Raw genomic sequence first — 26,029 nt, 5'->3', positions numbered from 1 at the left:
CTCACGAGCGCGCGGACATCACCCAGTGGCCACCCCGCTTGCGGATCGCGACGCCCAGCAGCGGCGCGGCCAGCGCCGGGTCGCCCGCCAGCTTGGCGGTCGCGATGCTGCCGCTGAACGCGCGCTTCGCCACGGTCGGGTCGGCGCGCAGATCGACGCCGAGCGCGCGCGACAGATCGTCGGCGACCTCCGCCAGCGGCACGCCGTCATAGGCCAGCACGCTGTCGCGCCACGATCCCACGCTGGCCACGTCGACGCTCGTCACGGTCGCCTTGCCGCCGCGCACGAGCAGCCCCTGCCCCTGCACGAGCCGGATGGCGTCGCGCCCCGGGTTATAGTCGACCGCGCCCTCCGACACCGCGACGCGAGTCTCGCCGCGCGCGTGCTTCACGTCGAACGCGGTACCGACATCGACCAGCCGTGCGCCACCGACGCGCACCTCGAACGGATCGCGCGCATCGTGCCGAACCACGAACATCGCCTCGCCATGCTCCAGCGTCGCGGCGCGCGGGTCGTCGCGATCGAGCACCAGCCGCGTCGCACCGCCCATCGCGATCGAACTGCCATCCGCCAGCCGGATCGTCCGCATCGCCCCGGCCGCAGTCTCGATTGCATAGGGATGCGACTGCGTTTCGATCGCCTCATACCCGACGAGCAGCGCCAGCGACGCGGCGATCGCGCCGCCGGTCCACACCGGCCAGCGGCGCCGCACCGGCCGCACATCGACCGACGCGACCGGCGCTGGCGGCACCGTCGCCGCGACGTCCTCGATATTCAGCGCCATCGCATGATAGGCCGCGGCATGGCTCGGGTCCGCCTCCAGCCACGCATGGAAGGCCGGCCAGTCCTCGAACGCATCGCTGCCGGTCCGGACGACCCAGTCCAGCGCGCACGCCTCCAGCGCGGTCAGCGCAGGCGCATCGGTATCGTCATGCTCCGCCATCATGGCCTCCTATAGCCGAAGACGGAGACGATCGGATCAAGCCTCATCATACCGCCGCTTCGCCTCGATCATCGCGCGATACGCCTTGCGCAGGTCGCCCTCGACCGTGCTGAGGCTCACCTCGAACTCCGCCGCGACCGCGCGCTGTTCGACCCCGTCGATGCGGTGGCGCCGAAAAATCCGCGCGGCGCGGTCGCCGACCGATTGCAAGGCGGCCTCCGCCAGCGCCGCCTGCTCGCGCGCGATCACGACGCGCTCTGCCGACGGTTCCTCGGAGCGATCGAGCGACGCGCCGCCCGTCGCCTCGGTCCAGGCGCGCTCACGCTTCTCCGCCTGCCGCACCGTGCGATGCCGGTCGAGCACCACGTTGTTCGCCATCCGGTACAGATACGAGAGCGGCGCCGCGATGGGGCCGGTCGGCGCCGACTGGATCCGCACCCACAGCTCGTGCAACAGATCCTCCGCATCGCTCGCGCCAAGCGAACGGAGGAACCGCAGCAGCGTGTCACGGTTCGCGAGGAAAACGGCCTCAAGGCCCGAGGAGTCCATGTTTCGCCCGTGTCGATAGGCCGCCGATCGGCGCTCGACGGCGCCGTGTTCGCGGCGGGACCTACCGCGCTTGGGCCAACCACACAATCCGGACGCCGGTCCCCGGCTAGCTCCGGCGCGACCGCAGCTGATAGTCCGGGTGATCGCTCTGCACCGCGGCGAGGTGCGAATCCATCACCTGCCGCATCGTCTTCTCGGTGTCGGCAATCCCGGGCCCCGGCGTCCCGTCGCGATTGGTCGAGGCGGCATTGCACGGCGGATCGAGCAACGCGACGATCCCCCGCTCCATCGCGCGCAGGTGCGGATCGAGCGTCGCCTTGTCCATTCCCGCGAGCCGACCGTGCAGCGACGGCCGCAGATACACAAAGGCAAAGCGCGCCAGCATCGCCGAGTCGAGCAGCGCGAAATCATCCCAGTGCCGCGACGCGAACCGGAACGTCGCATACTGCGTCTGCAGCATCCCCGCAGTCTTCGACAGCCGCGCCCGATCCGCCTCGAGCAGCAGCGCGCCGAGAGCGGACGGCGCATCCTCGGCAATCTGGTGGAGCGCGCGCTCGCCGATCGTGACGCCGTGGCCGCGAAAGGTCATGCCAGCGACGTGCTTAGTCCAGCGCTCGCGCGCGACGTTGCCGTTGGTCGGTCGCCCGGTGCCGGCAAACGTGCCGATGTAGAACAGCTCCCGGTCCCAGAAGCACGCATAGAGCCCGGGCCCGCTATGCCCGTCGCGCGCGATCGCCCGCTCGCCGGTGTCGGTCGGTCGATAGTCGACGCGCAGGTTCGCCAGCGCATGCGTGCCGGGGGCGGTCGTGTGCCGCAGTGCCAGCAGGTCGTCGCCGCGGACCGAGATCGTCGGCAGCACCATCGGGCTGATCTGCTCGCCCTCGATATTGTGGTAATAATTCATAGTGCGTGGGCCGACATCGCATTTCCCGGACACTGGATCTGAAGCCCGTCGGTAGGCGTGACGCGATGGCGTCGTCAGTCCGGGAAAAACCCCCGGTCGGACGCGCCGGCCGGTAAAATCCGGTTCATTCCGGGTATTTCCCTAGTTCTGCCGCGCGTGGATCGCGGTATCGAGGTGGGGATGGCTTCCGTCCCCCTTCCTCCTGCCGATCGTGCGACCGCCGACATCGACGCTGTCGACGCACCCGGCGAGGCGCCATCGCTCCGCAGCCGCTCGCCATGGCTACCGCGCGATCGCGAATGGCTGGTGCTGGCCGGCTATGGCGTGACCTTCCTCGCGCTCCACCGGCTCGCGATCCTGTGGGGCGGCGTCGGCTATTATTCGCTTTGGTTTCCGGCGGCCGGCGTCCGCCTCGCCTTGTTCTGGCGGTTCGGCGCGCGTCTCGCGCCTGCCACCGCGCTGACCGAGATCATCGTCCAGTGCCTGACCGGGATCATCGTCTTCACGCAGCCCGAATGGCCGCGCGGTATCTTCGGCGTCGCCAGCCCGGTCCTGGCCTATGGGATCGCGGTCGCTGTGGTGCGCCGGGTTGCCGACGGCGCCACCGGCAGCCTGGCGACCGCGCCGATGCCGCTCGGGCTCGCCTCGGTTCTCGCGCCGCTGATCGCCGTCGCGTTCGCGCTGCCCTGGTCGATCGTCAGGCCCGACATCACCAACGTCGCCAATGTCCGCGACGTCATCGTCTCGCTGACCGGGTTCGCGGTCGGCGACATGCTCGGCGTGCTGCTCATCGCGCCGCCGCTGTTGTGGATCGCCGATCTGTCGAGCGGCAGCACCGCGATGCCCGCGATGGTCCCGTCGCGCCGGGATATCGCCGAAGCCGTCATCGTGCTCGGCCTCGCACTCGGGCTGGTCGGGATGCTCGCATCGATCGGCCTGGGTCTTCCCGCGACGCCGGTGTTGCTGGCGATCGCCTGGATCGGGCTCCGGTTCGGCCGCGCCGCCGCCTGGGCCGCGATCGTGGTCACCGCGATCCTCGTCCTGCCCGAAACGGTCGGGGCGATCCCGGTCGACCAGCGGCTCGCGCTCCACATGAGCCTCGCCGCGGTCACCGTGGTCGGCTATCTCGCGGGCAGCTTCGCCGATGCCGAAGCGCGCGCGCTGGCCGCTGTCGCCCGGCGCGACCGGATGCTGTTCCAGGCCGAGCGTCTCAAGACGCTGCGCGCGATGTCGGTCGCCGTCATCCACGAGATCAGCCAGCCCTTGTCGACGCTGGCGATCGAGGCGCGCCATCTGGTCGAGATCAGCGCCCATGCCGATCCCGATATCGCCGAGACCGCGCGGCTCATCGAGCGCAAGACCGTGACGCTGTCGACGCTCGTCCGTCGCCTCCGCCGGTTCGGCGGGCGCGCCGTCGACGAGCCGTCGCTGTTGCCGGTCGGGGCCCTGGTCGACACCGTCGCGGCGCTGGCCCGGCCGGAGGCGAGCGTTGCGGGCGTCGCGATCCGGATCGCCCCCGTCGATCCAGAATGGACCGTGCTGGCGCAGGAGATCGAGATCGCGCAGGCGCTCGTCAATCTGGTCCGCAACGCCGTGCAGGCGACCGACGACGGCGTGGTCGAAATCGCCGTCACCCGCCGCGACGAACGGGTCGCGATCGCGGTGGTCAATCACTGTGCCGATCACCCCCTCGTCCATGAGGGCATGGGAGTCGGCTCGCTCGTCGCCAAGGCGATCGTCGAGGCGCATGGCGGCACGCTGTCGCGCGCCGATCGCGGGCTTTTGCGGATCGCGCATGTCGTCACCCTTCCCCTCGTCGGAACGCTCACCGGAGACGCCGCGTGACCCTTTCAGCCTCCGCACCGGCGACGGTGTACGTCCTCGACGACGATGCCGATCTCGGCGCCAGCGTCGCGCGGCTGCTCGTGCGGCACGGCCATGCCGCGCGCGCCTTCGTCGAACCGGTCGCGCTGCTGCGCGATTATCCCCGCGATCCGGCCGCGTGCATCATCTCCGACGTGATGATGGGCGACATGGACGGCTTCACCTTTGCCGATGCGGTGCGCGAGCTCGATCCCGACGTCGCGCTGGTGTTCATGACCGCCTGGCCGACGACCGCCAACGCGGTCGACAGCGTCCGGCGGTATGGCGGGCTCGACTATCTCGAAAAGCCGATCGACGAGGATCGACTGCTGACCGCGGTGGCCGAAGGCGTCGCATGGTCGAACGGCCGCCGCCTGCTGAACAGGCGCACCGCGCTGCTGACGACTCGCGAACGCCAGGTGTTCGACATGCTCGTCCGCGGCCACAGCAACAAGGCGATTGCGGGCGCGCTGGGACTCAGCATCAAGACGATCGAGAACCACCGTGCCGCGGTCGTCACCAAGACCGGCACCAACGGTCTCGCCCAATTGATCGCGCTCGTCTCATGAGCGGGGGCCTAATTGCCGGTGCGCAGCGCAAGCTGTGCCAAATCACGGAAAAGCTTTCTTTTTTTTGGCGGCATCATGCCTCCCTGTCTCACAATTGAGCCCGGTGGGCATTTCGCGATTGTACAATTGAGATCAAACATTGGCCGTGGCGATGGCGGTGCGGCGGGGGTCGCTGAGGCTTGAAAATGGCCCAGGCTCGAAAATGGATGTGACGATGCTGATTGTTCCGATGCGATCGACGACGACCACCGACGGGGTGCTGGTGACGGCCCGCTCGGTCGAGGGCGAATTGCGCTCGCGGATCGATGCGCTCGGGATCGTCCACCCCCGGTCGACTGGCGCCTTCGAAATGTCGCGCCTGCCCGGGACTGCGCGGATCCTGATCATCCCGGAAAGCGCGCGGGTATCGGCGCGGATCCGCAACCGCTTCTATGACCGGCTGACCGACGTCGTCGTCGTCGGTCCGTCGAGCCGCCCGGTCACGTTGCAGATCGAAGGCGCACCGCTGGTCGAGATCCCGCTAAGCCCGCTCGACTGGGCGCGGCTGACCACCGTCGCCGCCACCGCGGTATCCGACCGGATCGTCGGCGCATCGGATCTGGGCATAAAGTGCCTCGACGGCGTGGCCGACCGGGAGGCGAACGACATCGCCCGATTCGCGATCACCCGGCTGGCGGACGCCGTGGTCGCGCGCGGCACCGCGTCCCTCGACACGACGACGACGACGCTGATCGCGCAGCTGACGGCGCTGATCGACGAGGGGCTGGTCTATGATGCGGCGACGGCCGCCGAGCAGGTCTTGACGACGCCGCATAATCTTCGCCGTATTGCGCTGCGCTGGTTCGGTTTTCCGCCGAAGACATTGCTGATGCGCCGCCGCTTCATTGCCGCACTCGGACGGTTTCAGGAAACCGGGATGAATTTCACCGCGATCACCCAGTTTGGCTATTTCGACGCCTCGCATTTCCTGCGCGACGCCAACCGGTTTCTGGGCACCACGCCGCGTCGCTATCTTCGCCGCATGGACGGCTCGTCTGGTGGCAAGGCGGCATCCATCAGGACCGTTTGACGGTAGCGGATCTGGCAACGAACTAACCCAGATCAAGTTTACCTGTAAGGACATGCGGATGACCAGCGACCGGCGCGATCCCCCTACCCCGGCGCAGGCTTGGGCGGACCGGGTCGCCTACCACCGCGAGCGCGCGGTTCAGGAGACGCTGCTTGCCGAACGTTCGCAGACCGAGGCGGGCCGTGCCGCACACCATCTCCTCGCCGACCGGCACCGGCAGATGATGCGGTCCGCCGAACTCGCGATGACGATGGCAGATCCGGAAATGCCGGAGAGCACCTCGCTCCACATGACCGGCTGGCTCATGCGGCAAAGCTATGGCGATCAGGGCTGACTGCCGTCCGGCGACGCATCCGCATCGATCTTGCCCAGGTTGATGCCGTCATACAGCGCCAGCAACGCGGTCACTTCCTCGACGACCGTTTCCTGCTCGGCGCGCCACCGCGCGGTGGCGTCGTGCTGCGGCGTGCCGCCATGACCGTCGTGCAGGGTAAAACCCTGGTCGATCAACCAGATCGAATCCGCCGCCCGCGCGCGTTGCCGGCGCAGGTGAAAGACCCATTGTTCAATGATCCCCGATGGAACCAGCCTGTCTAGATCGCCCATCCGCATCCGGTAGGGCAAGCGCCACGCCAATGCCAGCGTGCAGCGGGCGCAATCCGCTCGGCACCGAAAATCGCCTGCAATCAACATCCTGTCAGCGGGCGTACGGCGATCGACAGCGGGCGGACACGCCCGTTCGCGCTGCGCCGGGCCGCACAAACGCGCCGACGACGCTTTGCGCGCGGCACGCAGGTCGCTAGAGCGCGCGGCGATGACCGACCCTTCCATTATCCGCCGCCTCTATGGGCGACGCCAAGGCCACAAGCTTCGCCTCGGCCAGGCCGCCCTTGTCGAGGAAACGCTCGCCGACCTCTCGGTGCCCGAAGAGGGTCCGATCAGCGCCGCGATGCTGTTCGGCGAAGACCGTCCGCTGCATGTCGAGATCGGCTTCGGCGCAGGCGAGCATCTCGCCGCGCAGGCCGCCGCAAACCCCGATATCGGCTTCATCGGCTGCGAACCGTTCCTCAACGGCGTCGTCGGCGCGCTGTCGCACATCCGCGATGGCGCGCTGACCAATGTGCGGTTGTACATGGGCGACGCACTCGAAGTGATCGAGCGGCTACCCGATGCGAGCCTCGACCGGCTCTATCTGCTGCATCCCGATCCGTGGCGGAAGGCGCGGCACGCGAAACGCCGGATGGTCAATCACGGGCCGCTCGACACGATCGCCGCCAAGCTGAAGCCGGGTGCCGAATTTCGGCTCGGTACCGACGATCCGACCTATTGCCGCTGGTCGATGATGATCATGGCCGCACGCCGCGATTTCGTCTGGCAGGCCGAGACGCCGCATGACTTCCTCACGCGCCCCGACGACTGGCCGGAGACGCGATACGAACGCAAGGCGCGGCGGCAGGGCCATGAGGTCTGGTATTACCGCTACGTCCGGGTCTGACCGCCGGCAGGCCTGCGCATATCTCTGACACGCCGGGACAATCATCGACGGCGTCGGTGATTGTCCGGCATGCGGCTTCTCGCCTACAAGGGCGGCAACGAGGCGCGTCGGCTCGCGGTGCGCCCAGGGAGAGATCATGCCGCGCCAGCTCGAACGGTTCCCGAACCTCGTCACGATGTTCTTCGTGCGCGCTGCGGAAAAGGGCGACGCGCCCTTCCTGTGGACGAAGACCGGCGGCGCCTGGGTCTCCACCAGCTGGGCCGACGCCGCCCGCCAGGTCGCCAGCCTCGCCACCGCGCTAACCGCGATCGGTCTCAAGCCCGGCGACCGGGTCATGCTGGTCAGCGAGAATCGTCCCGAATGGTGCCTCAGCGATCTGGCGATCATGGCGGCGGGCTGCGTCACGGTGCCGACCTACGTCACCAACACCGAACGCGATCATCTCCACATCATCGAGAATGCGGGCGCCTGCGCGATCATCGTCTCGACCGCCAAGCTGGCCAAGACGGTGCTGCCCGCAGTGCTGCGTTCGAACCAGGCGCAGATCGTGATCGGGCTCGAGGACATGCGAGTCCCCGCCGCTATCGATTTCCACAACTGGCACGCGCTGATCGCCGCGCACCCGACCCCGCCCGAGGCCGCCGCCGCCCGCGCGAATTTCGGCCGCGAGGATCTCGCCTGCATCATCTACACCTCGGGCACCGGCGGCGCACCGCGCGGCGTGATGCAGCATCACGGCGCGATCCTGCACAATTGCGCGGGCTGTGCGGCGGTGATCTCGGAGGATTTCGGCTGGGACGACGAGGTCTTCCTGTCGTTCCTCCCCTTGAGCCACGCTTATGAACATACCGGCGGCCAGCATTTCCCGATCTCGCTCGGCGGCCAGATCTATTATGCCGAGGGCCTAGAAAAGCTCGCCGCCAATATCGAGGAGACGCGCCCGACGATCATGTTCGTCGTGCCCCGGCTGTTCGAAGTGCTGCGCACGCGCATTTCGAAGACGATCGAGAAGCAGGGTGGCGCCTCCGCTTATCTGCTCGCGCGCGCGCTCGACATCGGCGGCAAGCGTTATGCCGGCCGGCTACGCCTGATCGACCGGCCGATGCAGGCCGCCGTCGCGACGCTGTTCAAGCCGAAGATCGCCAAGAAGTTCGGCGGCCGGATGAAAGCGATGATTTCGGGCGGTGCACCGCTCAATCCGGAGGTCGGGCTGTTCTTCGAATCGATCGGCCTCACCTTCCTGCAAGGCTATGGCCAGACCGAGGCCGCCCCCGTCATCTCGTGCAACCGGCCGCAGGCGGGTGTGCGGATGGACTCGGTCGGCCCGCCGCTCAAGGACACCGAGGTCCGGATCGCCGAGGATGGCGAGATCCTGGTGCGCGGCGAGCTTGTCATGCACGGCTATTGGCGCAACGATGCCGAGACCGCGAAGGTGCTAAAGGACGGCTGGCTGCACACCGGCGACATCGGCGAGATCGATGCGAACGGCCGGATCCGGATCACCGATCGCAAGAAGGACCTGATCATCAACGACAAGGGCGACAACGTCGCGCCGCAAAAGGTCGAGGGGATGCTCACGCTCCAGCGCGAGGTCGCGCAGGCGATGATCGTCGGCGACAAGCGGCCCTATATGGTCGCGCTGATCGTGCCCGATCCCGAATGGACGCAGGAATGGTGCGCGGCGAACGGCGATGCGTGCAGCTTTGCCCGGCTCGCCGAGAACAGCGAGTTCCGCACCGCGATCGGCCTCGCGATCGAGCGGGTAAACAAGGACCTGACGGTGACCGAGCGCGTGCGCCGGTTCGTGCTGGCGGACGGTCCGTTCACGATCGAGAACGAACAGCTCACCCCCAGCCTGAAGATCCGCCGCCACGTGCTCAAGCAGGCCTATGGCGAGCGTCTGGACGCGTTGTACAAACCCTAAAACCCCTCTCCCCTCGGGGGAGAGGGAGGGGCCCGCACGCGCTTGCGTGTGGGAGGGTGAGGGCAAGTGAGGCTCGGACCGTTCGTCCCAACGCCCCTCACCCTTCCGTCGCCAACTGGCTCCTCCCTCCCTCTCCCCGACGGGGAGAGGGACCAAGTCACTTCTTCGCCGGCACCGCAGTCGGCACCACCGCCATCGTCCAGTCCTTCTCCGGCCGCAGATATTTCGCGGCCGTCGCCTGCAACTCCACCGGCGTCGTCGCGACCAGATCGGACGCGATCCGCTGCGTCGCGGCGATCCGGCGTGGGTCGAACGTCGCGCCGCCCAGCTGCTGCAGCCAGAACTGGTTCCCGGTCGATGCGCGCAGGATATACTGCCCCATCGGCTTCTTGATCCGGTCGAGTTCGTCTGCCGCGATCGGCGTCGACACCAGCTCGGCGGCAATCTGCCGCGCGATCTGGAAGAAGAACGACACCTTGTCGGGCGCCACCTGCCCGATCGCGACCATCCGGCCACCGGTGCTCATCCCGACCGGCCACTGGCTCGACACGTTGGGGCTATAGCTCGCGCCCGCTGCCTGCCGCAGCCGCTCGAACAGCCGGTCGCTGAACACCTGCGCCAGCACGTCGAGGCGGCGTGCCTCGACGATGTTGTCGATCCCGCCGCCGGTCGGCCAGGCGATCACCGCCGCCGCCTGGTTTTCAGGACCCGTATGCGCGCGCATCACCGGCGTCGCGTTATGCGCCGGGAAGCCGACCGGCGCGCCGATCATGCTCACCGCGGTCCGCGGCTTCATCGCGCCGAACGTCTTGCCGACCGCGGCGATCGCATCCTCGGTCTTCACGTCGCCGAAGATCGAGACCTCGATCGGTCCGGTCTTCAGGATCGGCTCCCAGAACGCGCGGAAGTCCTTCGCGTTCAGCGCCTCGACGGTCGCCTTGGACGGCGTCCCCCAGCGCGGATCGCCCGCGCGCAACAGGCCTTCGAGATCGCGCGACAGCACGCCGTCGGGCGACGAATCATAGCCCGCAAACCCCGCCAGCGCCGCAACGCGCGCGCGCGCGACGGGCGCCGGATCCCAGGCCGGGAACGCCAGCTTGGCCGCCATCAGCCGCAGCTGGTCCGCATAATCCGCCGGCGAGGTGATCGCGCCGAGCGTGAACGCGTCGTCGTCGATCCCGAAATCGAGCCCAATCCGCCGCCCTGCGGTCAACTGGTCGAGATCGCCCTGGTCCAGCTTGCCGATACCGCCCGCGACCAGCGCGAGATCGCCCGCCCATGCCGGGGTCGGCCGGTTCGACGGGATCGCGGTATAGCCGCCGCCGAACCGCACGCGCACATAGACGCGCCCGGTCTCGCCGGCGTTCGGGAACAGCAGCACGCGCGTGCCGTTGGCGAAGTTCACCTGCTCCATGTCGAACGCGGCGATCTTCTCGCGACTGGCGACGATGCCCGGCTTGCCGAGCGACGGCAGCTTCGAGAAATCGACCGCAGCCTGCGCGCGCCGCTTCCCCGCTAACCCCGAGACATCGGCCTTGAACGCCGTCGCCAGCTTGCTCGCCGCGCCCGGATCGAGCGTCTGCGTATTGACCAGCGCGCGCGTCGCGGTCCCCTCGAAGATCGCCTTGCTCGACGCGAGCAGCGTGGCGGGCGTGAACATGCCCTTCGCCTTCGCGTCCTGCAGGATCTTGTACGACGTCTCCGGCCCCGCGACCGTCTCGCGGATGTCGAGCGCGCCGACCATGTCGTCCGCCTGCTTCGATCCTGCCTCGACCTTCGCGGTCTCGACGCTGGTCCGCATGATCGTATCGAAATCGGCATATTCGCGGTCGACCTCGGCCTGGCTCGGCGCATTGGTCTGTGCATCGGCGATCACCGCGCGGACGTCCTTCAACGCCGCCGCCCAATCGGTCCCGATCGGCACGATGTTGACGCTCGTCAGGTTCGCCGAACGCGAGACGTCGTCGATCGAAACGCCCGCCTGCAGGAAGCTCCCGCCCGCCCGCGCGCGAGTCTCGAGGCGGCGGCTGATGAGCCGCGTGGCCAGCACGTCGACCAGCCGCTTCTGGTTCATGATCGCGGTGTCGTCCTTATACTCCCACGGACGCACGACGCCGAGCGTCACCACCGCGGGGATCGCCGGTTCGGCGATCGTCGCCGACACCGGCGCCTTGGGATCAGGCTTGCCGAAATCGGGCGCGGGCGTGAACGGACCGATCGCCTTCCAGTCGGCGAAGTTCTTGACGATCAGCCGCCCGAACAGCGCGGGGTCCATGTCGCCCGAGATGATCACGACGGTATTCTCGGGGCGGTACCAGCGATCGTGGAACGCCTTTACGCTGCCGCCGGTCGCTGCCTCCAGCGTCTTGATGTTGCCGATCGGCGACCGATCCGCGAGCGGCTGCCCGGCGAAGAACGTGGCGCGGATCGCATCGCCGAACCGCACCTGCGGCCCCGGCTGCTCGCGCTGCTCGGCGAGCACGACGGGGCGCTCGGCGGTCACCGACGCATCGGTGATGACGGGCTTTTCCATCATCCCCGACATGATCTTCAGGCTCTCGTCGAGGCCAGCCTGTGTCGCCGACGGCAAATCGAGCTTGAACGTGGTCGAGGTCGGCGTGGTCTGCGCGTTGGTATCGGACCCGAAGGTCGCGCCGAACCGCTGCCAGACGCGCTTGGCCTCGCCATCGGGGACGTATTCGGACCCCCGGAACGACAGATGCTCGATGAAATGCGCAAAGCCGCGTTCGCTGTCGGTCTCATTGAGCGATCCCGCATCGATGCGTACGCGCACCGAGACCTGGCCCGGCGGCACGCCGTTCTTGCGGACCGCGAAGCGCAGGCCGTTGGGCAACGTGCCGAACTTCCACTCGGGGTCGCGCGTGAGGTCGCTGCCCTTGTAGAGCCAAGCGGTCGTATCGACGCCCTGCAGCTCAGGAAGCGTCGGCGCTTCCTTGCCCCCCCCCTCGGCAGATGTGGACGCGGCCTGCTGCGTCGCCATCTGCCCGCTCGCCGGGATAGCGAGACCGAGCACGAGGGGGAGCAGGACGGGAGCGCGATACAAGCGCGGGAAGAATACCATCGCGCATCTGTAGCGCCCCCGCGCACGCATCGCCAGCGTCGCGCCCCGCTGGCCGTCGCAACTGCCATCATTTCGTCCAACACCGGCGGTATGTCGTTCCGGAACAAGGGGATCGGCGCCGCAGTGCGCCTGGATGCAGGGTAGAGATGACGGTCGAAGCCGAACTGAAGCAGTCGTCATTGTGGCGGGATTTGGGCGAGCCCACCGCTCGGCGCAGCGCCCGCAAGCCTGATCTCACCATCATCTCCGGTGCGCCCAAACCCGGCGCACCGATGGTCGCTGAGTCCAACCGGCCGCTGATCATCCGCGTCGGCAAGCATCTTCGCGGCGTGTTCGACAGGATGATCGCCACGTCCTCGCTGGTGTCGAACGACCCGGTGCTCGACGTCCGCGACTTCGCCTGGACCGCAGGCCTGCGCGAAAGCTGGACCGCGATCCGCGACGAGGCAGTGCAGGTCGCGCTGCAAGGCGAGGCATCGCCCAGCCTCGCGACGATCTCGCCCGATCACCGCTCGATCGCCGAGATCGACAAATGGCGGTCGTTCTTCCTCTACGGCTATGGCTACCCGATCGAGGAAAGCCTCGCGCGCTGCCCCCATACCGCCGCCGCGGTCGCGCGCATTCCCGGGCTCAACAGCGCCTTCTTCTCGATCCTCGCGCCCGGCACGCATATCCCCGAGCATCGCGGCGTGACCAAGGGGCTGATCACCTGCCATCTCGGCCTGATCGTACCGCGCGACGGTGACGTCCGGATGCGCGTCCACGATCGCACGGTCCGCTGGGCGGAGGGCGAGACCTTGGTGTTCGACGACACCTACCAGCACGAGGTGTGGAACGACACGAGCGGGACGCGCGTGGTGTTGTTGATCCAGTTCGAACGCCCGTTGCGCAACCCGGGCAAGTGGATCGCCGACCTGTTCCTCGGGATCGTCCGCCGTTCGGCGTTCGTCCAGGACGCGGTGCGCAACATCGGCAGCTGGAACGCCGCGGTGAAACAACTCGACGTCTGACGTTAAAGACCAGGCTGGGCGCCCCTCCCCGCACCGCCCGAAAGAAACCGTTTCCCGTTCGGCGCTTGATCCCCCGCGTCCGCCGGGCCACATGCACCCCATGCTGATCGAAACGGAATCCACCCCGAACCCCTCGACGTTGAAGTTCCTGCCGGGCCGTACCGTCATGGACGCCGGCACGCGCGACTTCGCCACGCCCGAGGAGGCCGAGACCAGTCCGCTGGCCGAGGCGATCTTCAATCTCGGCGACGTCACCGGCGTGTTCTTCGGCCGCGATTTCGTCTCGGTGACCGCCGGGCCGGGCGTCGCCTGGTCGGACCTGAAGCCCGACGTGCTCGCGATCCTGCTCGATCACTTCTCCGCCGCGATGCCGCTCTTCAAGCCGGCGCGCGCCGGCTTCTCGGTCCCCTCGGACGAGCCCGCGCTGTCGGACGATCCCGCCGATGCCGACATCGTCGCGCAGATCCGCGAACTGATCGACACGCGCGTCCGCCCTGCGGTTGCCAACGACGGCGGCGACATCGTCTATCGCGGCTTCGACAAGGGCAAGGTGTTCCTCCAGTTGCAGGGCGCCTGCGCCGGCTGCCCCTCGTCGAGCGCCACGCTCAAGAACGGCATCGAGCAGCTCCTCAAATATTACGTCCCCGAAGTCACCGAAGTGCGAGCCGTCTGATGATCCTCGACGATAGCGTCCTCGACCACGTCTTCCGCGAAGCGCGCAGTTATAACGGCTATACCGACGAGCCCGTCGCCGAGTCCGAGCTGCACGCGATCTGGGACCTGATGAAATGGGGTCCGACATCGGCCAACCAGCTTCCGGCGCGGCTGATCTGGGTGGTCAGCGACGCGGCCAAGCAGAAGCTGGCCGACGCGTGCAGCGCACAGAACCAGCCAAAGATCCTCAAGGCGCCCGTGTCGGTGATCATCGGCATGGACACCAATTTCCACGAGCATCTGCCAGAGCTGTTCCCGCACGCCGATGCGAAATCCTGGTTCGACGGCAATGCCGAACTGCGCGAGGCGTCCGCATTCCGCAACTCGACGTTGCAGGGCGCCTATTTCATCATCGCGGCGCGGATGCTGGGGCTCGATACCGGGCCGATGTCGGGCTTCGACGCGGGCAAGGTCGACGCCGCGTTCTTCCACGAGACGCCGGCGGTACGGACGAATTTCATCTCGACGCTCGGCCACGGCGATCCCGCGACGATCTACGGCCGCTCGCCCCGCCCCGACTTCGCGAAGTTCAATACGATAGCCTGAAGCGGGACCTACTGCCTCTCCCCCGCGGGGAGAGGGTCGGGGTGAGGGGCAGTTGGGAAGGACAGCGCTCGCGGCGCCCTTCATCCTAGCCCTCTCCCCGGGGGGGAGAGGGAATAAGACGTGCGCACCTTAGTCATCGAAACATCCACCACCGCCTGCTCGGTCGCGCTCATCGAAGCGGGTGCGGTCATCGCCCGCACGCATGACGTCGTCGGCCGCGGCCATGCCGAACGCCTGATCCCGATGATCGCCGACCTCCCCGATGGCGGCCGCGCCGACCGTATCCTCGTCGACTGCGGCCCCGGCAGCTTCACCGGCGTCCGCGTCGGGATCGCCGCCGCGCGCGGGCTCGCGCTCGGATGGGGCGCGGAGATTGCGGGCTTCTCCTCGCTCCCGCTGATCGCCGCCGCGGCTTTTTCGGAGCGACCAACCCACGATATTGCGGTCGTCATGGAAGGCGGGCATGGCGAGGTCTTCATGCAGGCCTTCTCCGCCGATCTGTCGCCGCGCACCGACATGGTGTCGTTGAGGCCGGACGCCGCGCTTGCCGCGCTGGCCGGACGTCGCGCGGTCGGCAACGGCATCCGCTGGCTCGCCGCACTCGATCCCGCACTCGATCTCACCGAGGCGCTGCCCGATGCGGCCGCCGCGATCCTGCTCCCGGATTCGCTGACCGCGCTGCCCCCCAGCCCGATCTATGGCCGCGCGCCCGACGCCAAGCCGTCGGTGCCGAAATAATGGCCACGCGTCAGGTCGCGACCCGCGCAGTCGCGCTGCGCACCGGCGACGCGCGCGATCTCGCGATCGTCGACGCGCTGATGACCGAGGCGTTCGACCCGCGCTATGGCGAGGCATGGACGCGCAGCCAGTGTCTCGGCGTGCTCGCGCTGACCGGCGTGCAGCTGACGCTCGCCATTGTCGACGATGTCCCCGCGGGTTTCACGATGACCCGTGCGGTCGCCGACGAGGCCGAATTGCTGCTGATCGCGGTCGCGCCCGCGCAGCGTCGGCGCGGCGTCGGCACCGCGCTGATCCGTGCCGCGATCGCCGAATGCTCGGCGTGCGCCATCGCCAAGCTTCACCTCGAGGTGCGCGCCGGCAACGACGCGGTCGGGCTGTACCGGGCACACGGCTTCACCAAGGTCGGCGAACGCCGCGCTTATTACCGCGGCAAGACCGGCGTCGCGCATGACGCACATACATATTCGAGAGATATCAACAGCTAAACCTTATTGCGAGTCACTATCCCTTTTCGCAACAGCGCGAACGCCCTACATGGCCCCTAACAAGGGAAAGACACATGCCGCGCAAGATCGATCTGGAAGCCCTCTGCAACGAGAAGGGCCTGCGCATTACCGAGCAGCGCCGAGTCATCGCCCGCGTGTTGTCCGAGGCGGACGACCACCCCGATGTCGAGAAGGTCTATGAGCGCGCGTCGCAGATCGATCCCGGCATCTCGATCGCGACCGTGTACCGCACCGTTCGCCTGTTCGAGGAAGCCGGCATCCTCGACCGTCACGATTTTGGTGATGGCCGCGCGCGCTACGAGCCTGCGCCCGAGGCGCATCACGACCATCTGATCGACGTCGAGAGTGGCAAGGTGATCGAATTCGTCGATCCCGAACTCGAACAGCTGCAAAAGGCGATCGCGGAGAAGCTCGGCTTCCGGCTCGTCGACCATCGCATGGAGCTCTACGGCGTCGCGCTGACCCGCAAGGACTGACGCGATCGGCCGGCTCCGCCTTGGCACGCGGTTGGCGGCGCTCCTGCTGGCGTTGCTCGTCGCGCTGCCGTTGCATGGCGCCTGGCGGGTGCTCGGTCGCAAGTCGCCTTGGCCGCCGCGGTTTCTGGGGCTGGTCGCGCGAATCGTCGGCGCCAGGGCCCGCGTCGCCGGAACCCCGCTCCGCCACGACGTCGTCTTCGTCTCGAACCACCTGAGCTGGATCGACATCCTGCTCCTGTCCGGCGCGACCGGCAGTGCGTTCGTGGCGAAATCCGAACTGCGCGGCGTACCGCTGGTCGGCTGGCTCTGCACGCTCAACCACACCATTTTCGTCAGCCGGGCCGACCGCATGGCCGTGACCGCACAGATCGCCGAAATCCGAGGCGCACTGGCGGCGGATTGGCCCGTCACGCTGTTTCCCGAGGGCACGACCGGCGACGGCACCACGCTCCTCCCTTTCAAGGCCGCGTTGCTGGCAGCGCTCGATCCGCCGCCGCCCGGAGTCAGGATCCAGCCGGTCCGGATCGACTATGGCGCGGCGACGCACGAACTCGCCTGGGTCGGCGACGAGCCCGGCCAACACCACGCCGCCCGCGTGCTGAAACGCCGGGGCAGCTTCGTGGCGACGCTGCACTTCGCAGAAGATTTTAATCCCGCGGACTATGGCGACCGGAAAGCCATCGCCGCCGAAGCCCGCCGCCGCATCGAAGCGCTCTGACGCCATGTTTCCCCGCGAAGGCGGGGATCCAGTCTGGGCTCCCGCCTTCGCGGGAGAACAAGGGGGAGCGAGTTGCGCTCAAAACCGCCACCACCACCCCGGCGAGGGCCGGGGCCCAGTTGGAGAGGTCGCAGTAACGAAGCGCCGCCCGCGGTTAGCGACGTCCCTCAACTGGACCCCGGCCTCCGCCGGGGAGGCGCTTCTGATGCCTTGGAGGTACGCTTGAATACCGGGGCCCGAAGACGCCCCCTCCCCCCGCCGCCGCAAATTTGATAGGGCGCGCGCATGACCTCGAAACCCAAGACCTACCACGTCAAGTCGTTCGGCTGCCAGATGAACGTCTATGACGGCGAGCGCATGGCCGAACTGATGGCCGCGCAGGGCCTCACCCAGGCCGATGCGGTCGACGCCGACGTCGTCGTGCTCAACACCTGCCACATCCGCGAACGCGCCACCGAAAAAGTCTATTCGGACATCGGCCGGCTGCGCAAGGAGCAGCTGCGCAAGAACGGCAAGACGCCAATGATCGCGGTCGCCGGCTGCGTCGCGCAGGCCGAGGGGCAGGAGATCTTCACCCGCGCCAAGGTCGACGTCGTCGTCGGCCCGCAGGCCTATCACAACCTCCCCGACCTCGTCGCCAAGGCGGCCGCAGGCACGCCGTCGCTCGACACCGACATGCCGCTGCTGTCGAAGTTCGGCGCGCTCCCGACCCGCCGCAAGGTCGCGCCGTCGGCGTTCCTGACCGTGCAGGAAGGCTGCGACAAGTTCTGCACCTATTGCGTCGTCCCCTACACCCGCGGCGCCGAGATCAGCCGGCCGTTCGCGGGGATCGTCGACGAGGCCAAGGCGCTGGTCGACGCCGGCGCGCGCGAGATCACGCTGCTCGGCCAGAACGTCAACGCCTGGTCCGAGGACACGCGCGGCCTGCATGACCTGATCCGCGACCTCGATCGCATCCCCGGTCTTGCGCGGATCCGCTACACGACCAGCCATCCCAACGACATGACGCAGGGGCTGATCGACGCACACCGCGACGTCGAGAGCCTGATGCCGTTCCTCCACCTCCCCGTCCAGGCGGGCAGCGACCGCGTGCTGAAGGCGATGAACCGGTCGCACACCCGCGACTCCTATCTCCGCCTGCTCGACCGCGTCCGCGCGGTCCGCCCCGACATCGCGCTGTCGGGCGACTTCATCGTCGGCTTCCCCGGCGAGACCGATGCCGAATTCGAGGACACGCTGAGCCTCGTCGACGCGGTCGGCTATGCGCAGGCCTACAGCTTCAAATACAGCCCGCGTCCCGGCACCCCCGCCGCCGCGATCGTCGAGCAGGTCCCCGAGTCCGTCATGGACGAGCGTCTCCAGCGCCTCCAGGCCGCGCTCAACCGCGACCAGCACGCGTTCAACGCCGCCACCGTCGGCCGCACCTGCACCGTCCTGCTCGAACGCCCCGGCAAGCTCCCCGGCCAGCTGATCGGCAAGTCCCCCTGGCTGCAATCGGTCCACCTGATCGGCGACCACGCGATCGGCGACCTGGTGGAGGTGACGCTCGCGGCGGCCGGCCCCAATTCGCTGACCGGCATCGAACGCATCGCGCAGGCCGCCTGAAACCGCCCCACCTTTTACCACCACCCCGGCGAAGGCCGGGGCCCAGTTGGGGAACGGACATAACGACGGACGATCCCGCGTTACATCGACCTTCCCCACCGGGCCCCGGCCTCCGCCGGGGTGGTATGGCGATCATGGGAATCGCGCGCCGGCCCACCTGCTGAGGCTTTCAGGCAACGCCCCCCAGCCTTCGCACACCGCACGAAAACTACCGCTGTCCCCCACCCGAATCCCCTGCCACACTCCCCCCCGATGCAGCTTCGCCCACGCGACTCGAATCATCGCCAGCCAGGCGCCCCGGCGCCGCTTGAACGCGCGGGCTCCCATGCTCATCTCTGGTCGAACGCCATCCCAGGCGTGATGCGTGCCGGCCCGACCATACCCAATCACCGATCCGACACGTCTGCCCCCGAAAGGACCGCATGAGCCGTAAACCCGTTCCCGCCCAGTCCGGTGACCGCGCCCGAGTCGAACTGCTGTTCGACAAGCCTCAACTCCTCGTCCGGCTCTTCGGCCAGTACGACCAGAATCTGGTAGCGCTCGAAAACCGCCTCGGTGTGTACATCACCGCGCGCGGCAATAAGATTGGTCTGGAGGGCACCGCGGAACAGGTCGCCAAGGCGCGCGACGTGCTCCACGATCTCTATGCCCGGATCCAGCGCGGCGAGGATGTCGACACCGGCCTCGTCGACGCGTCGATCGCGATGGCCGACGAACCCGTCCTCGAAGGCATCATCCGCGCCGATGCCGGCGGCGGCGCTGCTCCGCCGATCATGATCCGCACGCGCAAGAAGACGATCGTCCCGCGCACCCCGGCCCAGGCGCACTACATGCGCGAACTGACCAACAACGACATGATCTTCGCGCTCGGGCCGGCAGGCACCGGCAAGACCTATGTCGCGGTCGCGCAGGCGGTCCAGCAGCTCATCACCGGCAGCGTCCAGCGGCTGATCCTGTCGCGCCCCGCGGTCGAGGCGGGCGAGCGGCTGGGCTTCCTCCCCGGCGACATGAAGGAGAAGGTCGATCCCTATCTCCGCCCCTTGTACGATGCGCTCTACGACTGCCTCCCGGCCGAGCAGGTCGAACGCCGCATCGCGAGCGGCGAGATCGAGGTCGCGCCGATCGCCTTCATGCGCGGCCGGACGCTGGCCGACGCGTTCGTGATCCTCGACGAGGCGCAGAACACCACGCCGGCGCAGATGAAGATGTTCCTCACCCGCTTCGGCCAGAACAGCCGCATGGTGATCTGCGGCGATCCAAAGCAGGTCGACATCCCCGGCGGCGTCGCCGCCTCGGGTCTTGCCGACGCGGTCCGCCGGCTGGAGGGGGTCGAGAGCATCTCGATGTGCCGCTTCACCGTCGGCGACGTCGTCCGCCACCCGATCGTCGGCCGCGTCGTCGAAGCCTATGAGGGCAGCGACGCCTGACCCCTGCGCGGCTGTCCCGGACATGCCGGGATAGCCGCCGGACCGTCCGCATACCGTAAGGGGTGCGGAACTTTGCCACCTGTGTAATGATTTCGTCCTGACGTTTCCGCCGGAAGGACCCGCATGCTCGAAATCGCGCTCTCTTCGGAGGCTCCCTGGCCCGACCAGGACTGGGACGGCCTTGCCCAGCGCGCCGCGACCGCGGCGATCGAACGCACGCCGCACGGCCAGCTGCTGACCGGCGCCGCCACGGTCGAGATCTCGTTCCGGCTCGCGTCGGACGACGAGGTCCACACGCTCAACAAGCAATATCGCCAGAAGGACAAGCCGACCAACGTCCTGTCCTTCCCGATGGTGCAGGCCGATCTGCTCGAGACGATCGCGCAGAATTCGGACGATGGCGAGGTGCTGCTCGGCGACATCATCCTCGCGCACGGCGTCTGCGTCGCGGAAGCCGCCGAGCGCGGCATCTCGGTCGAGGATCATGCGATGCATCTGATGGTGCACGGCACGCTGCATCTGCTAGGCTATGATCATATGGACGACGACGAGGCGGAGGGTATGGAGCAGATCGAACGCGACGCACTCGCCGCGCTCGGGCTCCACGATCCCTATTTGATAACAGAGGACTGACGACCACGATGGCCGATGGCCCCACTGCCGGAAACGGCGATAGTACCGACAGTATCTGGCGCGGGCTGAAAGGCCTGATCTTCGGCACCCCCGACGAATCGCTGCGCGACCAACTCGAGGAGGCGATCGACCGGCACGAGGGCGATCCCGCCCCCGATGCCAAGGGCGATCTCACCCCGCTCGAACGCCAGATGGTCCGCAACCTGCTGCATTTCAGCGAGCGTGACGCAGGCGATGTCGGCGTGCCGCGCGCCGACATCATCGCGGTCGAGGAGGACACCCCGTTCGCCGACCTCGTCAAGCTGTTCGCCGAAGCGGGCCACAGCCGCCTGCCGGTCTACCGCGACAATCTTGATACGATCATTGGTATGGTCCACATAAAAGACGTCTTCAACATCCTGGCGACCGGTGCCGAACACCCTGCGTCGATCGCCGGGCTGATCCGCGAGCCCCTGTATGCGCCGATGTCGCGCGGGGCGCTCGATCTGCTCGCCGACATGCGGCAGAAGCATGTCCACTTGACGATCGTGCTCGACGAATATTCGGGCACTGAGGGCCTCGTCACGTTCGAGGATCTGATCGAGGAGATCGTCGGCGATATCGAGGACGAGCATGACGACGCGCCGCAGGTCTTGATGACGCCGATCGACGGCGGTGCCTGGGACGTCGACGCGCGCGCCGAGCTGGAAGACGCAGCCGAGCTGATCGATGCGCGTCTGGCCGAAGTCGATGGCGATATCGACACGCTGGGTGGATTGGCGGCGTTGCTGGCCGGCCACGTGCCGCAAGTCGGCGAATGCGTCGATCATCCCAGCGGGTGGAAGCTCGAGATCACCGACGCGGACGAGCGGCGCATCAATAGGTTGCGCCTGCATCCGCCGGTGGTGCCGGTCGAGGATGACGACTGAGGGACGTGTCGCCTTGCTGTTATCCCGGTGCCGTCATGGTCGTTTGAGAGCGCTCAACGCTACCACGACACTTCGACAATGATCCCAGAGAGAGTAGGGATCCCCGGGTTCGGGCCACCGCATTTGCCTCGTGGATATCCCCGCTTTCGCCGTAATGACGGAGGGGGCAAGTGTTGAGGCAACGAGGGGGCGCCGTGACCATTGCCCCCGCCCTCTCGCCCCCCTAATCTCCCCCTCATGCGCAAACACATCCTCATTGTCCTCGGCTTGATACTTCTCGTGATCGCCGGGGGCGTTACCTATCTCGCCTGGCCCGACACGGCCGAACTGTCGGTCGACCAGGTCGCCGGCAAGCTGCCCAAGATCACGGATCCGCGCATCCAGACGATCCCGACCGTCAAGGTCGCCAAGGTGGTCGGCTGGCAGAACGGTACGATGCCGACCCCCGCTGCGGGCCTGAAGGTCCAGTCGTTCGCGACCGGGCTCGATCACCCGCGCTGGATGTACCGCCTGCCCAATGGCGACGTACTGGTCGCCGAGACGAATTCGCCACCGCGCGAAGGCGGCGGGATCACGGGGTGGGTGATGAAGGTGCTGATGGGCCGCGCCGGCGCCGGCGTGCCCTCGGCCAACCGCATCACGCTGCTGCGCGACGCGAACGGCGATGGCGTTGCGGAGACGAAGTCGGTGTTCATGACCGGCCTTAACTCACCGTTCGGCATGACTTTGCTCGATGGCCAGCTCTATATCGGCAACACCGACGCGCTCGTTCGCGTGCCCTATACCGAAGGCGCGACGAAGATTACCGCCAAGCCCGAGCTCGTCATCAAGCTCAACCCAGGCGGCAACCACTGGGCGCGCAACGTCATCACGGCCGCGGACGGCAAGACGCTGTACGTCGGCGTCGGCTCGTCGTCGAACATCGCCGAGAACGGCATGGACGCCGAGAAATACCGCGCGAACATCCTGCAGGTCTGGCCCAAGGACAAGAACTGGCGGATCTATGCCGCCGGCCTGCGCAACCCCAACGGCATGGCAATCAACCCCAAGTCGGGCGGGCTGTGGACCGTGGCCAACGAGCGCGACATGCTCGGCTCCGATCTCGCGCCCGATTACATGACGCAGGTCGAGTTCGGCGACAATTTCGGCTGGCCCTGGTATTATTGGGGCGGCTATCCTGACAGCCGGGTCGAGCCGAAGAACCCCGCGCTCCAGCAATATGCAAAGCGCCCTGACTATGCACTGGGGCCACACGTCGCAGCCCTCGGCCTGACCTTCTCGGCCGATGCCAAGCTCGGCGCGAAGTTCGCCAACGGCGCGTTCGTCGGCGAGCATGGTTCGTGGAACCGCAAGCCCGTCTCCGGCTACAAGGTGGTCTACGTGCCGTTCGGCGACACCGGCTTCCCGGCGGCGAACGCCAAGCCGGTCGACGTGCTCGGCGGGTTCCTGAACAAGGACGGCGACGCGCAGGGTCGCCCGGTCGGGGTCATCACCGACAAGACCGGTGGCCTGCTCGTGGCGGACGACGTCGGCAACGTGATCTGGCGAGTCAGCGCTGGGCGGTAGGAGGCGGAACAGCCCGCTTCAGTCACTGCAAGACAGCTTAAGACGGGTCCTATCAGCAAAGACCACCCCGGCGAAGGCCGGGGTCCAGTCGGGAAACGGGCGTAACGACGGGCTGCGCCTAGTTACATCGACCTCTCCAACTGGACCCCGGCATTCGCCGGGGTGGTGGCTATTGTTAGGGATATAGCCGGCACCCAGATGTCGGCAAATTACGCGCCGCCACCGTCCGGCAAGACCGTCGCAACGCGCACCGGCAACCCGTCGATGCTTTTGGTCCGCCCGGCCCATTTTGCGAGCCGCTCGGTCCCAGCCTGTGCCGCGTGATATTTCGACAGAGTCTGCCGCTCGCGCTCCAGCGCCATGAACGGCACGCCCCAGCCGCAACTCGTCTGCACCTCACCAACCGAGATCACGAAGATCTGTCGCGTGCCCGGCAGCGGCGTGAACCTCGCGTACAGTTCCGCCCATTCGGTATCCTGCGGCAGCACCGCGCGACCCGTGCCATAGATCCGGAAGATCAGCGCGGGCTGGTCGAAGGCGCAGAACATGATCGTGATCCGCCCGTCCGCGGCGAGATGCGCGTTGGTCTCGTTCCCCGAGCCACCGACGTCGAGATACGCGACGGTGTTCGCATCGAGCACGCGAAAGCCGTCCATGCCCTTGGGACTGAGGTTGATCCGCGCGCCCTCCGCCGCCGTCGCGACGAAGAACACCGGCTGCCGCGCGACGAATGCGCGGTGATCGTCGGTGAGCGCGGGGAAGAATTCCATCGATCGACTCCGGATTGACGCGCGCCAGCTACGCGCATAACTTGTGCGCATGAAGCATGATCCCATCGCCACCGGCAAGCGCAAATCGGTCAATATGTCGCTGGATACCGGCATTGTTGCGGCGGCACGGGAAGCGGGACTCAACCTTTCGCAGATCAGCGAACAAGCGATCCGGCACGCCACGAAGGTCGAGCAGGAGCGGCGCTGGAAGGAAGACAATCGTGAAGCAATCGACGGTTGGAACCGCTGGTACGACGAGAATGGTGATCCGCTCGCGCATTTGCGGCCGCTCTGAGTGGCACAGTTCGACGTCTATCGAATCCGAGGCAACGTGCTGGTCATTGATTGCCAATCAGATCTGTTGTCCGACCTTCAGACGCGCTTCGTGGTGCCGCTCCGTCCAACCGACGCGGTCATCGTTAAGAGGCTGACACCGAGCTTCACAATCAACGGCCAAGCCCTGACAATGGTCACGCCGCTAGCCCGTGCAATCGACATCCGCGATATCGAAGCCATCGTGACCACGCTCGAGGCGGCACAGTCCGAGATCAAGGCCGCACTCGATATGCTGATCTCAGGCTATTAAGCCGCCGTCCCGCCGACCGTAAGCCCGTCGACCAGCAACGTCGGCTGGCCGACGCCCGCGGGCACCGACTGCCCGCCCTTGCCGCAGATCCCGATACCCTCGTCGAGCGCGAAGTCGTTGCCGATCCCGCGCACCTTGGTCAGCGAGCTCGGCCCGTCGCCGATCAGCGTCGCGCCCTTGATCGGTGCGCCCAGCTTGCCGTCCTCGACCAGATACGCCTCGGTGCAGCTGAACACGAACTTGCCCGACACGATATCGACCTGCCCGCCGCCGAACGCCTTGGCGAAGATGCCCTTCTTCACGCGGCTCAGCAGCTCGGCGGGATCGTCATTGCCCGCCTTCATGAAGGTGTTGGTCATCCGCGGCATCGGCGCGTGCGCATAGCTTTCGCGGCGGCCGTTGCCGGTCGCCTCCACGCCCATCAGCCGCGCGTTGAGCCGGTCCTGCATATAGCCCTTGAGAATGCCGTCCTCGATCAGCACGGTCTCGCGCGTCGGCGTACCCTCGTCGTCGATCGTCAGCGACCCACGGCGATCCTGGAGCGAGCCGTCGTCGACGACGGTCACGCCCTCGGCCGCGACGCGCTCGCCGATGCGGCCGGAGAAGGCCGACGTGCCCTTGCGGTTGAAGTCGCCCTCGAGCCCGTGACCGATCGCCTCGTGCAGCAGGATGCCGGGCCAGCCGTTGCCGAGCAGCACGGTCATCTCGCCCGCGGGCGCCGCGATCGAGTCGAGATTGACCAGCGCCTGCGACAGCGCCTCGTTGATCGCGCGGTTGTACGTCTCGGGCTGGAACAGGTCGGTGTATAGATAGCGCCCGCCGATGCCGTAGCCGCCCGTCTCGCGACGGCCATTCTGCTCGGCGACGATCGACACGTTAAGCCGCACCAGCGGCCGCACGTCGGTCGCGATGAACCCGTCCGCACGGACGATCTCGACCACCGACCACGTCCCCGACAGGCTGACCGAGACCTGCGCCACGCGCGGATCGCGCGCGCGTGCGGCGGCGTCGATCGTCTGGCAGAGGTTCACCTTGTCCGCGAACGGCACGAGATCGAGCGGATCGGCAGCGGTGTAGCGGTGGCGGTTGGTGCCCTGTGGCGGGCCGGCCTTCGCGGCGACGCCCGGTTCGATCAGCGCCATCGTCTCGGCGGCGCGGCGGATCGCAGCAGGGGTCATCTCGTTCGAATGCGCGAACGCGGTCATCTCGCCCGATACCGCGCGCAGGCCGAAACCCGAGCTCGTGTCGTAGGAGGCGGTCTTCAGCCGGCCGTCGTCGAACCCGAACGCCTCGGCCTTGCGATATTGGAGATAGAGTTCGCCGTCATCGGCCTTGCCGAGCGCCTTGGCGGTCAGCGCCTGCGCCTGCTCGGGGTCGAGCGTGTCGCGGTAGAGGAACGAGCGGGGATCTGCAGCTATCGTCATT

At 67.4% G+C, this 26,029-nt stretch carries 27 protein-coding genes; 20 read left to right on the top strand and 7 right to left on the bottom strand.

The features are described 5' to 3' along the window. Position 1: 1 nt before the first annotated feature. The 3 genes from C8J26_RS10905 to C8J26_RS10895 all read right to left on the bottom strand — a co-directional run bounded on the left by C8J26_RS10905 (position 2) and on the right by C8J26_RS10895 (position 2,396). Positions 2-946: a FecR family protein gene (locus C8J26_RS10905; protein WP_107957961.1), complete on the bottom strand. Its 945-nt coding sequence runs from the start codon at positions 944-946 to the stop codon at positions 2-4. Between the two features lie 33 nt (positions 947-979). Further along, the gene (locus C8J26_RS10900) at positions 980-1,492 is read right to left on the bottom strand and encodes a sigma-70 family RNA polymerase sigma factor (protein WP_107957959.1); all 513 of its coding nucleotides are present in this window, start codon (positions 1,490-1,492) and stop codon (positions 980-982) included. Positions 1,493-1,598: 106 nt separating this feature from the next. Next, entirely contained in the window at positions 1,599-2,396 is a 798-nt protein-coding gene (locus C8J26_RS10895; protein WP_107957956.1) for a hypothetical protein, read from the bottom strand. 180 nt (positions 2,397-2,576) lie between these two features. Here C8J26_RS10895 and C8J26_RS10890 point away from each other — a divergent pair, with 180 nt between their 5' ends. From C8J26_RS10890 to C8J26_RS10875, 4 genes are all read left to right on the top strand, one after another. Beyond that, positions 2,577-4,241, top strand: coding sequence for a sensor histidine kinase (locus tag C8J26_RS10890; RefSeq protein WP_244185256.1), 1,665 nt, complete (start codon positions 2,577-2,579; stop codon positions 4,239-4,241). After that, on the top strand, positions 4,238-4,828 hold the full coding sequence (locus C8J26_RS10885; protein WP_107957954.1) for a response regulator transcription factor: 591 nt from the start codon (positions 4,238-4,240) through the stop codon (positions 4,826-4,828). The genes C8J26_RS10890 and C8J26_RS10885 overlap by 4 nt, the downstream gene beginning before the upstream one ends. 214 nt (positions 4,829-5,042) lie before the next feature. Then, the gene (locus C8J26_RS10880; RefSeq protein WP_167398819.1) at positions 5,043-5,897 is read left to right on the top strand and encodes a helix-turn-helix domain-containing protein; all 855 of its coding nucleotides are present in this window, start codon (positions 5,043-5,045) and stop codon (positions 5,895-5,897) included. Between the two features lie 58 nt (positions 5,898-5,955). After that, positions 5,956-6,231, top strand: a complete 276-nt coding sequence (locus C8J26_RS10875) for a hypothetical protein (protein ID WP_146168813.1) — start codon at positions 5,956-5,958, stop codon at positions 6,229-6,231. Here C8J26_RS10875 and C8J26_RS20880 read toward each other — a convergent pair. After that, positions 6,222-6,728, bottom strand: coding sequence for a hypothetical protein (locus C8J26_RS20880; protein WP_244185255.1), 507 nt, complete (start codon positions 6,726-6,728; stop codon positions 6,222-6,224). The two genes, C8J26_RS10875 and C8J26_RS20880, sit on opposite strands and share 10 nt — an antisense overlap. Here C8J26_RS20880 and trmB point away from each other — a divergent pair. Then, a complete protein-coding gene (gene trmB / locus C8J26_RS10865; protein ID WP_056416796.1) occupies positions 6,712-7,392 on the top strand; it encodes a tRNA (guanosine(46)-N7)-methyltransferase TrmB in 681 nt (226 codons plus the stop codon). The two genes, C8J26_RS20880 and trmB, sit on opposite strands and share 17 nt — an antisense overlap. A gap of 136 nt (positions 7,393-7,528) precedes the next feature. Continuing rightward, the gene (locus C8J26_RS10860; RefSeq protein ID WP_107957948.1) at positions 7,529-9,316 is read left to right on the top strand and encodes an AMP-dependent synthetase/ligase; all 1,788 of its coding nucleotides are present in this window, start codon (positions 7,529-7,531) and stop codon (positions 9,314-9,316) included. Positions 9,317-9,473: 157 nt separating this feature from the next. Here the strand turns inward: C8J26_RS10860 and C8J26_RS10855 are convergent, their stop codons facing one another. Next, positions 9,474-12,398 (bottom strand): M16 family metallopeptidase, encoded by a 2,925-nt coding sequence (locus C8J26_RS10855; RefSeq protein WP_107957946.1) that lies wholly within the window; start codon positions 12,396-12,398, stop codon positions 9,474-9,476. Between the two features lie 146 nt (positions 12,399-12,544). On the opposite strand from C8J26_RS10855, the gene C8J26_RS10850 reads away from it, so the two are divergent. The 12 genes from C8J26_RS10850 to C8J26_RS10790 all read left to right on the top strand — a co-directional run bounded on the left by C8J26_RS10850 (position 12,545) and on the right by C8J26_RS10790 (position 23,248). Next, on the top strand, positions 12,545-13,408 hold the full coding sequence (locus C8J26_RS10850; RefSeq protein WP_234422589.1) for an aspartyl/asparaginyl beta-hydroxylase domain-containing protein: 864 nt from the start codon (positions 12,545-12,547) through the stop codon (positions 13,406-13,408). Positions 13,409-13,508: 100 nt separating this feature from the next. After that, positions 13,509-14,081, top strand: coding sequence for a NifU family protein (locus C8J26_RS10845; protein WP_056050182.1), 573 nt, complete (start codon positions 13,509-13,511; stop codon positions 14,079-14,081). Further along, on the top strand, positions 14,081-14,668 hold the full coding sequence (locus C8J26_RS10840) for a malonic semialdehyde reductase (protein ID WP_107957944.1): 588 nt from the start codon (positions 14,081-14,083) through the stop codon (positions 14,666-14,668). The genes C8J26_RS10845 and C8J26_RS10840 overlap by 1 nt, the downstream gene beginning before the upstream one ends. 120 nt (positions 14,669-14,788) lie before the next feature. Then, complete coding sequence (tsaB, locus tag C8J26_RS10835; protein WP_107957943.1) at positions 14,789-15,406, top strand: tRNA (adenosine(37)-N6)-threonylcarbamoyltransferase complex dimerization subunit type 1 TsaB; 618 nt, start codon at positions 14,789-14,791, stop codon at positions 15,404-15,406. Further along, on the top strand, positions 15,406-15,894 hold the full coding sequence (locus C8J26_RS10830; RefSeq protein WP_107957941.1) for a GNAT family N-acetyltransferase: 489 nt from the start codon (positions 15,406-15,408) through the stop codon (positions 15,892-15,894). Before tsaB ends, C8J26_RS10830 begins: the two co-directional genes overlap by 1 nt. A 74-nt stretch (positions 15,895-15,968) precedes the next feature. Next, entirely contained in the window at positions 15,969-16,391 is a 423-nt protein-coding gene (locus C8J26_RS10825) for a Fur family transcriptional regulator (protein ID WP_056047123.1), read from the top strand. A 31-nt stretch (positions 16,392-16,422) separates the two neighbouring features. Next, on the top strand, positions 16,423-17,109 hold the full coding sequence (locus tag C8J26_RS10820) for a lysophospholipid acyltransferase family protein (protein WP_244185254.1): 687 nt from the start codon (positions 16,423-16,425) through the stop codon (positions 17,107-17,109). 285 nt (positions 17,110-17,394) lie between these two features. Next, the gene (gene miaB / locus C8J26_RS10810; RefSeq protein ID WP_107957936.1) at positions 17,395-18,714 is read left to right on the top strand and encodes a tRNA (N6-isopentenyl adenosine(37)-C2)-methylthiotransferase MiaB; all 1,320 of its coding nucleotides are present in this window, start codon (positions 17,395-17,397) and stop codon (positions 18,712-18,714) included. A gap of 422 nt (positions 18,715-19,136) precedes the next feature. Continuing rightward, the gene (locus C8J26_RS10805; RefSeq protein ID WP_056409148.1) at positions 19,137-20,141 is read left to right on the top strand and encodes a PhoH family protein; all 1,005 of its coding nucleotides are present in this window, start codon (positions 19,137-19,139) and stop codon (positions 20,139-20,141) included. A gap of 123 nt (positions 20,142-20,264) precedes the next feature. Beyond that, entirely contained in the window at positions 20,265-20,774 is a 510-nt protein-coding gene (gene ybeY / locus C8J26_RS10800) for an rRNA maturation RNase YbeY (protein ID WP_031393855.1), read from the top strand. Positions 20,775-20,782: 8 nt separating this feature from the next. Continuing rightward, positions 20,783-21,682: a hemolysin family protein gene (locus C8J26_RS10795; RefSeq protein WP_056416767.1), complete on the top strand. Its 900-nt coding sequence runs from the start codon at positions 20,783-20,785 to the stop codon at positions 21,680-21,682. 237 nt (positions 21,683-21,919) lie between these two features. Continuing rightward, positions 21,920-23,248, top strand: coding sequence for a PQQ-dependent sugar dehydrogenase (locus C8J26_RS10790; protein WP_107957934.1), 1,329 nt, complete (start codon positions 21,920-21,922; stop codon positions 23,246-23,248). A gap of 209 nt (positions 23,249-23,457) precedes the next feature. On the opposite strand, the gene C8J26_RS10785 is transcribed toward C8J26_RS10790, so the two are convergent. Next, positions 23,458-24,018: a pyridoxamine 5'-phosphate oxidase family protein gene (locus C8J26_RS10785; RefSeq protein ID WP_107957932.1), complete on the bottom strand. Its 561-nt coding sequence runs from the start codon at positions 24,016-24,018 to the stop codon at positions 23,458-23,460. A gap of 49 nt (positions 24,019-24,067) precedes the next feature. On the opposite strand from C8J26_RS10785, the gene C8J26_RS10780 reads away from it, so the two are divergent. Both C8J26_RS10780 and C8J26_RS10775 read left to right on the top strand, forming a co-directional pair. Continuing rightward, the gene (locus C8J26_RS10780; protein ID WP_056416754.1) at positions 24,068-24,313 is read left to right on the top strand and encodes a type II toxin-antitoxin system CcdA family antitoxin; all 246 of its coding nucleotides are present in this window, start codon (positions 24,068-24,070) and stop codon (positions 24,311-24,313) included. Continuing rightward, the gene (locus C8J26_RS10775; protein WP_107957925.1) at positions 24,314-24,604 is read left to right on the top strand and encodes a CcdB family protein; all 291 of its coding nucleotides are present in this window, start codon (positions 24,314-24,316) and stop codon (positions 24,602-24,604) included. Here the strand turns inward: C8J26_RS10775 and tldD are convergent. Beyond that, positions 24,601-26,028 (bottom strand): metalloprotease TldD, encoded by a 1,428-nt coding sequence (gene tldD / locus C8J26_RS10770; RefSeq protein ID WP_107957923.1) that lies wholly within the window; start codon positions 26,026-26,028, stop codon positions 24,601-24,603. The genes C8J26_RS10775 and tldD overlap by 4 nt on opposite strands. Between the last annotated feature and the right edge of the window lies 1 nt (position 26,029).

The sequence above is a fragment of the Sphingomonas aurantiaca genome, assembly GCF_003050705.1.
Lineage (GTDB): Bacteria > Pseudomonadota > Alphaproteobacteria > Sphingomonadales > Sphingomonadaceae > Sphingomonas > Sphingomonas aurantiaca.
The sequence above is the reverse complement of the archived record's forward strand: the minus strand, read 5'-3'. Positions and strand labels throughout refer to the sequence as shown.